Here is an 8,297-nt window from a genome sequence, read left to right on the forward strand (position 1 = left end):
GCTACCTCTCCTAGTTCTTGCTCGGAATACGGGCGACCATGCGGAGCGAAGTGGTCAGCTCTTCCATCTGCAGCCAGGGGCGCATCCAGGCGACGGCGTTGTAGGAGCCCGGCTTGCCCGGAACTTCCTGGACGGTCACCTTGGCATCGCGCAGCGGATATTTGGCGCGGGATTCCTCGCCGGCATCGTCATTGGCGTTGACGTAGTTGGCGATCCAGCGGTTGAGCCAGTTTTCGCAGTCCTGCGCTTCCATGAAGGAGCCGATCTTGTCGCGGCCCATGACCTTCAGATAATGGGCGAAACGCGAGGTAGCCATCATGTAGGGCAGGCGGGCGGATACCGCGGCGTTGGCCGTCGCTTCGGGCTTGTCGTAAAGCTTCGGCTTATGCGTCGTCTGTGCGCCGAAGAACACGGCATAGTCGGTGTTCTTGTAGTGGCAGAGCGGCAGGAAACCGAGCTTGCCGAGCTCGGCGTCGCGACGGTCGGTAATGCCGACTTCGGTCGGGCACTTGAGGTCGAGGTCGCCATCGTCGCTCGAGAAGATGTGCATCGGCAGGTTTTCGACCTTGCCGCCGTTTTCCGCGCCGCGGATCGCCGTGCACCAGCCGCTCTGGGCAAAGGCATCCGTCAGCCGTGTTCCCATCACGTAGGCTGCATTCATCCAGCAGTAGGCGTTGTGATCGAGCTCGCCTGTCTTCGAATGATCGGTTTCGTCGAAAGCAAAGTCGTCGATCGGATTGGTCTTCGGGCCATAGGGCATTCGGGCAAGCACGCGGGGAAGGGCGAGTGTCACGAAGCGCGAATCCTCGCTTTCGCGCAGGCTGCGCCACTTGGCGTATTCGACCGTTTCGAAGATCTTTTCCAGGTCGCGCGGGCGGGCAAGCTCGCGATAGTCGTCAAAGCCGAACATGCGCGGGCTGGCAGCCGAAATGAACGGCGCGAAGGCCGCGGCCGCAATCGACGAAATCGACTGTAGCGTCTGCACGTCGTCGAAGGAATTGTCGAATTCATAGTCACCGATCAGCGCGCCCATGGGTTCGCCACCCGGCGTGCCGAACTCGTCTTCGTAGATCGACTTGAAGAGTCGCGACTGGTCGAACTCCACAGCCTTTGCGAGATCCTTGGAGACGTCGCGCTTGGAGGCGTTCAGCACACGGATCTTCAGATTGACGCTGGTTTCGCTGTTCTTGACGAGATATTGCAGGCCGCGCCAGCTGCCTTCCAGCTTGGCGAATTCAGGTGACTGCATGATCGCGGCAAGCTGACGCGAGATTTTCCGGTCAAGCTCGGCTATCGCCTTGTTGAGCGTGACGGTTAGGTTGCGGTCATAGGTGACCGTGCCCTTCAACGCCTGGTCGGTCAGCGTTCTCAAGAGATCCTGGGCACGATCGGGTTCGGTTTGCCGGGTTGCGGCCACGATCTGCGACAGCAGATTTTCCTCAGGCGCAAACTCGGCCTCTTTGGTCTTCAGTTGGCTTTCAGCGCTCATTTTTCGATCCTTGCGGAAAATGCGGGCGATATCGTTGGAGCTTGAAATCCGTCGCTACCGGCCGCTTGAAACGGGTTTGGGCGATCGGCAGTGGCTGATCGCCGACGACGATCAGCTTGCGGCGGGCTTTTCGGCCAATCCGAGCTCCGACATCAGCTTGGACAAATCGGCCTTGTTCTGTAGGACGTCTTCGAGCAGTCGCTCCAACTCTTCCGAGCGATCCGCCTTGCTCATGAGGTCGCGAAGCTGGTTGCGCGCATCGAGAAGCGCCTTGAGCGCCGGGACCTGGCTGACGACGGAGCCGGGCTCGAAATCTTGCATGCTTTCGAATTTCAGGGAGACGGGAAGCTGCGAGCCGTCGCCCTCGAGCGTGTTTTCGACCGAGATGTTCAGGCCCGGCGTCATGCGGCGCATCACGTCGTCGAAATTGTCGCGGTCGATCTGAACGAACTTGCGCTCGCCGAACGGTTTCAGCGGTTGTGTCGGATTGCCCGAGAAATCGCCGAGAACGCCGACGACGAACGGCAATTCCCTCACGACCATGGCGCCTTCGGTTTCCACTTCGTACTTGATGTGGACCCTGGGCTTGCGCACTCGCTCCAGCTTTTCGTGAACACTCGCCATAAAATTTCTCCTTCAATGCCAGCGGCAAATTCGCTCTTCACATGTGGCGCAACTCGACTTTGGAAAGGGCCGGTTGCAAAAAGTTCGAAAGATCGGTTGTATTTCTCACCCGCTCTTGTTCGATTTCAGCTGAATGCCGGCCGCCGTCAGCACGGCATTGCGCGCCTGCTGTTCGGGCAGCAATTCGGCCAGTAGTTCTGAAAAATCCATGCGGCCGCGCCTGACCATCGTCTCGATCGACATCGAGATCGGGGAGTGCGGTTCGGTGCGGCGGAAGTAACGCGCGACGGCAAGCAACAGCTCGAAGGCTTCCTCGCGCGAGCCGATCTGTTCGGCGCTCAAGGGCCGGAGACGGCCTTGCGTCTGCTCGCCCGCACCCTCCTGCTGTTGGGGCTCCGCCACGCTCTCGATCGTCTGCGATTCGATGCCAGCAAGAGTGCGCAGCGCCAAAGCAGCCTCCTGCAGGACGTTGTGCGTATTGGAACTCGGCGGCGCCATCGGTCCGCACCGCTCGTTCAGAACGGACACGAGCCGGTCAAAAGCAGCAAGGCAACCATTGACCATTTCGAGATGCGAACTCATCGCGGCCGTACCGGCTTCAAGGGCCGCCTGACTCAGCTCGTCACGCCGTTTCACCTCGTTGGGACGTTGCGACAATTGAAAATCCCAGAGGGAAAACTGGCCGAATTTCGCGCCCGGAACGAGTGGCGACAGCCTGATCGCCTGGATGATGGTTCCCTCGCCGCCTATGCCATTGAGACCGGAAAGCGGCGCGAGGCGCTCTTCGATATCGTCAGCGCCGACGGAATGAAATTTCTCCCAATGCTTGTCCAAAAGCGACGCGATTGCATAGTAGACATCCCGCAACCCTTCGAAACCGCGCAGACGTAATTCCGCCTCAGCCAGCCACGCTAATACTTCGAGATCCTTACTTTTCGAAGAAATAATCTGCAATCCGAGATTGCTAACATCTGTCCAAAGCGGAGAAAGGCCAATATTTTCGCCTGGCGATATACCTCGTTCTGCAGCGCGAGCCTGGTTTCTTGCATCCTTTATTCTATAGTATATTTCGCGCGTAGAAGTATTGTCGCGAACATTTTCTCCGCATGGCGCGTTTTCTTCGAGTGGAGTTTCTATGTCGCGAACGTTCAGCAGGGGATTAACTCCATATCATGAACTACATCATTAGAGGGCGTGATAGTTAGGTCGATATATTCCTTTGTCAACCATGTCTATTCTGCAACAGAATTATGACGATCCCAATTTTTGACCACATGAAAAAATCTTTGTAGTCCATCTGGACGTGTGGGAATAACCGCCCTAGTTGTTGCCGCGATTTGGAGGGTGTAGTTGAAATGAAACCACAAGGAGGAAACTTCTAGGTGTCGAACATCGATCTCAATCGTCTGATCAGAACGCTTGAGCCCGCATTGCGCGTCGGTCTCGAGGCTGCGGCGTCGCTCGCAGCACGTGATCGTCATGCAAATGTCGATGTCGCACATTGGATACTATCATTGCTGGATGTATCTGAAGTTTGCTCTTTGTTTGAAGAACTTAGCGTTCCCTCTGCGGCGCTCCGCACGGAGCTTGATAGCGCCATCGCAGACTTGCCGAGGGGCGATGGTGCCGCGTTGGTGCTCTCTCAAAACTTGCTTGCTCTGATGCGCGAGGCGTGGCTTGTCGCGTCGCTTCAATGTGGGCGGAACAGCATCACCCTCGCGGATCTTCTGACCGCGCTGAGCGATGACCAGTCGCTGCGAATCATGGCGCGAGGCATGGCACCTTCGCTGCGTAACATTGATCGCACCACGCTCGAAAAAAAGTTGAATGCGGTTTCCACTGCGAACGGCGCATCCTCGCCGTCACAGAATTCCGAAGCCGCTACCGCTGCCGGTGAGAATGAATTCCTGCGCCTGTACACGCGGGATATGACGGCGGATGCAAGGCTCGGTCGTGTTGATCCGGTCATCGGTCGTGATCGTGAGCTGCGCCAGGTCATCGATATCCTCATGCGCCGCCGTCAGAACAATCCGATGCTGGTCGGCGAGGCAGGTGTCGGCAAGACTGCCGTTGCCGAGGCGCTGGCACTGGAGATTGCCGCCGGCAACGTGCCGGATATGCTGAAGCCGGTACGGATTCTCCTTCTGGATCTCAGCCTGCTGCAGGCTGGCGCCGGTGTGAAAGGCGAATTCGAGCGTCGCTTGCACGGCGTTGTCGCGGCCGTGCGGGCCTCTGTGGAACCGATCATCCTGTTTATCGACGAGGCGCATGGTCTGATCGGTGCCGGCGGACAGGCTGGGCAGGGCGACGCCGCCAATATTTTGAAGCCGGCGCTGGCGCGCGGTGAGCTCAGGACGATCGCGGCGACAACCTGGAGCGAATACAAACGCTACATCGAGAAGGATGCGGCGCTAACCCGACGCTTCCAGGTCGTTCAGGTGCTCGAGCCCGACGAAGAAACGGCAATCCGCATGTTGCGCGGTGTGGTTGGCAGCTTCAAGGCACATCACAAGGTGCGCATTCGCGACGAGGCGCTGGCGGCCGCAGTTCGCCTTTCGGCTCGCTATATTCCGGCGCGGCAATTGCCCGACAAGGCAATCAGCCTCATTGATACCGCAGCAGCCGCTGTCTCTCTGGCGCGCCAGACCGTTCCTGAAGCGCTGAAAGGATTGCGCAACGAGCAGGAGATGCTGGAGGTCGAAGCCGCCGCACTTTCCGCCGAGCCGCCAACATCGGATATCCTCGAGCGCCTTGCCGTCATCAAGAGCGAAAAGCACGAAGTGGCAAGCGAGATCGAGCGGTTGCAGGCCAAGCTCGATGCTGAAATCAGGCTGTCGGCCGAAGCCGATCGCATCGAAGCCACGCTCGCCGATCCCAATGCTCCGCAAGCCGAAGATGGCGCTCGCCCGCGCGGTGACAATGTCGCTCTCTTCCCGCCCAACGGCTCGTCCGTTGACGTCGCTCGCGCAGCCCTCATGCAGGCCGAGCGCAGCCTTGCCGACGTTGCCGGTGAAACGCCGCTGGTGCCGCGCGTGGTCGACAAGGAAGTGATCGCCGGGATCGTTGCGCGCTGGACCGGCATTCCAGTCGGCAAACTGCTGTCCGATCAGGTCGAGACCGTCAAGACGCTCGATGCAAGGCTGAAGGAGCGTGTGCTCGGACAGGATAATGCAATCGCGCGGATTTCGGCCGCGATGCGGTCTGCACGCGCCGGCCTTTCCGATCCGCGCCGCCCGCCTGCCGTCTTCCTGCTCGTCGGCATGTCAGGAACCGGGAAGACCGAGACGGCGCTTTCGCTGGCCGATCTTCTTTATGGCGGCAGCCAGTATCTGACGACCATCAACATGTCCGAGTTCAAGGAGGAGCATAAGGTTTCGCTGCTGCTCGGATCGCCGCCCGGCTATGTCGGCTATGGCGAGGGGGGCGTGTTGACCGAGGCTGTCCGCCGTCGCCCCTATGGGGTGTTGCTACTGGATGAGATCGACAAGGCGCATCCGGGCGTCCAGGAAGTGTTTTACCAGGTTTTCGACAAGGGAACGCTGCGTGACGGCGAAGGCCGCGACATCGATTTCAAGAACACCACGATCGTGATGACCGCAAATACCGGCTCGGAACTCCTGGCAGCCCTGGCAGCCGATCCGGAAACCATGCCTGAGGGCGAGGCGCTGGAAGCACTGCTGCTTCCCGAATTGCAGAAGCACTTCAAGCCCGCCTTTGTCGGCCGCACGACCGTTCTGCCCTTCATGCCGTTGAATGGCGAGACGCTGAGCGGGATCGTCGACATTCAGATCGGCCGCATCCGTGATCGCGTCGCCGCCTCCTATGGCACGAGCGTTTCGCTTGCTTCCGAAGCCCGCGAGGCGCTTGTCGGCCGCGCCAAGGCGAGCGAGATGGGCGCGCGTGCCATCGAAACCATGATTGGCCGCGATCTTCTGCCAGAGCTTTCGACCTTTTTCCTCGATGCGGTTGCGACGGGGCGCAAGGTTGGCGGCATCACCATCAGCTTTCACGATCACCGCTTTCTCATCGAGGAGAATCCGGTGGGCGATCATGAATTCGCTGGCCCCGAGGAAGGCGGCACGGCGAATAAAGCAGCCCCGGACGAACACAGCGCCCGGATGCGGCATTAGACGGAAGGGTAACCCCGCCCTGCAGCGACAGGGCGAATTCAAATCTCAACAGGAGAGTTCAGAGCATGCCGATTTATCTGCAGATCGACGGAATTCAGGGCGATGCAACCCACGAGCAGCACAAGAAGTGGATGGATATCGAAGTCATCCACTGGAATGTTTCGCGTAACATGAAGACGTCAGCCGGTTCGGCTGCGAACCGCGAAGCTTCCGAGCCGACCGTTTCGGAAGTTATCCTGACCAAGGTCAGCGATTCCTCGTCGACGAAGCTGTTCCAGGAAGCATGCTCGGGCCGCACCGGCAAGCAGGCCGTGATCCATCTGGTAACGACCGGCAACCCGGGCGACACCTACATCGAGTACACGCTCACCAACACGCTGATCGCCAGCTACTCGGTCGATTCCAACGGCGACCGCCCGGTCGAAACGATCAAGCTCAACTTCACCAAGATGGAAGTGAAGTACACGCCTTACGACGACTCGCAGACCCCGCAGTCGCCGATGATCGCGTCTTACGACCTGGCAACGACCAAGGCTGCCTAACATTAGCATCGCATTCCGGCGCGTTGGCATCAGCGCGCCGGAATCGTGTCCGGTACCAAATCGCTGCGGTGGCAGCGATTGTCATGTGCCGGCAAACGCCCATTAATCGAGGTCGCCATGGTAGATTTTTCAGTTTCGTCGCCGGCGCTGCAGATGGAGCCGGTCAAGCAGGCCGATCTTCCGGCCGTCCGCCGTGCGGGCCGCGGCCCATCCTATGATTATTTTTCCTATCAGAGCGGTCCGCGCGAATTCGCGGCACGCGGCCAGGCCGTGGGTGCCGCCGCATCGCTTTTCCGGATGTTCTCCGAAAAAGCCAACGAGATGTCGCTGACGCATTGGCTCCAGAGATGGCTGCGCAACAATGAAGCGCACATCATCCGCGAAATGGATACCAACCATCATTCGGTGTTCGTTGCGCAATTCAATTATTCCGTCAGCGATGGCGAAACGCGCGTCCTGATGGCGCGCGGCGCCTATCTGCTTGGCACGGTGCCGAAGCGTACCGATATTGGCAAGATCCTGACCCCGCAGGTGCTTTACGGGCCGGGCATGCACGAGACGCTGCCGAACGGCACCCTGTTCCAAATCGTCTATCTCGTTGGCGGTCGCAAACAGCAGATCGGCAGCGCCGGCACTGTAGGCTCGGCAGGCTCACTCGTAGGATAAGCGCAGATGAACGATCAGCCTTCGGCCAATGATTTCATCCAGGCGACCCGAAATCTTCGGGTTTCATCTCCGCTTGGAACGGACCAGCTCCTGCCGGAGCGAGTGATGATCACGGAAGGCGTTTCGTCGCTTTTCGACATCCGACTCTCCGTCCGCGCCAAGCGTGAAGTCATCAAGCCGGAGGAGCTGATCGGTCGACTGATCGATATATCCCTGGAAGTCCAGCAGGATGAAGACGGTGGAGATGGCGTTCGCCGCCCGTTCAACGGCCTGGTCACCGCACTTCAGGAAGGACCGCCAATTACGCGCGGGCTGCGTTCCTACTCGATGGTGATTAAGCCGCAGATGTGGCTGCTGTCGCAGCGCTCGGACTGCCGCATCTGGATGGACAAGACCAGCATCGATATCGTCGAGACGCTGTTTTCCGAACACGGCATTCCGGCTCCGGATGTTTCCGGTGTCGTGACGCCACCGCCACCGCAGCATTATTCCGTGCAGTGGAACGAGACGGATCTGGATTACCTGACCCGCCGCTTCGAGGAAGATGGTCTCTTTTACTGGTTTTCGCATGAGGAGGGCAGCCACCGGCTGCATGTTGCCGACGGTGCCAACTCATGGGCCGGCCCGTCTCCTTCTGCGCAGGGAGAGGGGCGTGTGCGCCTTGCCCAAGGCTCGACAGACCGCAATCATATCAGCGATTGGACGAAGCATTACGCCTATGTTCCAGGCCAGCGCGCCGGCGCGGACTGGAATTTCGAGACGCCGCAGATGGTGCCGGGCACAACCACGCCTTCGCTGGTGCAGATGCCGGGGGCGATGAAGCGGGAGCTTTACGAGTATCCAGCC

General features: G+C 59.4%; 7 protein-coding genes. 4 read left to right on the top strand and 3 right to left on the bottom strand.

All coding sequences use genetic code 11. The features are described from left to right. Positions 1-10: 10 nt before the first annotated feature. The 3 genes from tssC to tssA all read right to left on the bottom strand — a co-directional run bounded on the left by tssC (position 11) and on the right by tssA (position 3,265). Positions 11-1,489: a type VI secretion system contractile sheath large subunit gene (tssC, locus tag PH562_RS20105; RefSeq protein WP_113233251.1), complete on the bottom strand. Its 1,479-nt coding sequence runs from the start codon at positions 1,487-1,489 to the stop codon at positions 11-13. A gap of 111 nt (positions 1,490-1,600) precedes the next feature. After that, on the bottom strand, positions 1,601-2,113 hold the full coding sequence (gene tssB, locus PH562_RS20110; protein WP_285175224.1) for a type VI secretion system contractile sheath small subunit: 513 nt from the start codon (positions 2,111-2,113) through the stop codon (positions 1,601-1,603). Between the two features lie 105 nt (positions 2,114-2,218). Further along, positions 2,219-3,265, bottom strand: a complete 1,047-nt coding sequence (tssA, locus tag PH562_RS20115) for a type VI secretion system protein TssA (RefSeq protein ID WP_285175268.1) — start codon at positions 3,263-3,265, stop codon at positions 2,219-2,221. A 230-nt stretch (positions 3,266-3,495) separates the two neighbouring features. On the opposite strand from tssA, the gene tssH reads away from it, so the two are divergent. The 4 genes from tssH to tssI form a co-directional block, all read left to right on the top strand. Continuing rightward, positions 3,496-6,243 carry a type VI secretion system ATPase TssH gene (tssH, locus tag PH562_RS20120; RefSeq protein WP_285175238.1) on the top strand — a complete coding sequence of 916 codons (2,748 nt, stop codon included), beginning with the start codon at positions 3,496-3,498 and terminating at the stop codon, positions 6,241-6,243. A gap of 65 nt (positions 6,244-6,308) precedes the next feature. After that, positions 6,309-6,785 carry an Hcp family type VI secretion system effector gene (locus PH562_RS20125; protein WP_069613675.1) on the top strand — a complete coding sequence of 159 codons (477 nt, stop codon included), beginning with the start codon at positions 6,309-6,311 and terminating at the stop codon, positions 6,783-6,785. A gap of 117 nt (positions 6,786-6,902) precedes the next feature. Continuing rightward, positions 6,903-7,451: a hypothetical protein gene (locus PH562_RS20130; protein WP_285175253.1), complete on the top strand. Its 549-nt coding sequence runs from the start codon at positions 6,903-6,905 to the stop codon at positions 7,449-7,451. Positions 7,452-7,457: 6 nt separating this feature from the next. Then, positions 7,458-8,297: type VI secretion system tip protein TssI/VgrG (gene tssI / locus PH562_RS20135; protein WP_285175254.1), on the top strand; the 840-nt coding region annotated here is incomplete at its 3' end.

It is taken from the genome of Rhizobium centroccidentale (assembly GCF_030182565.1).
Classification (GTDB): Bacteria; Pseudomonadota; Alphaproteobacteria; order Rhizobiales; family Rhizobiaceae; genus Rhizobium.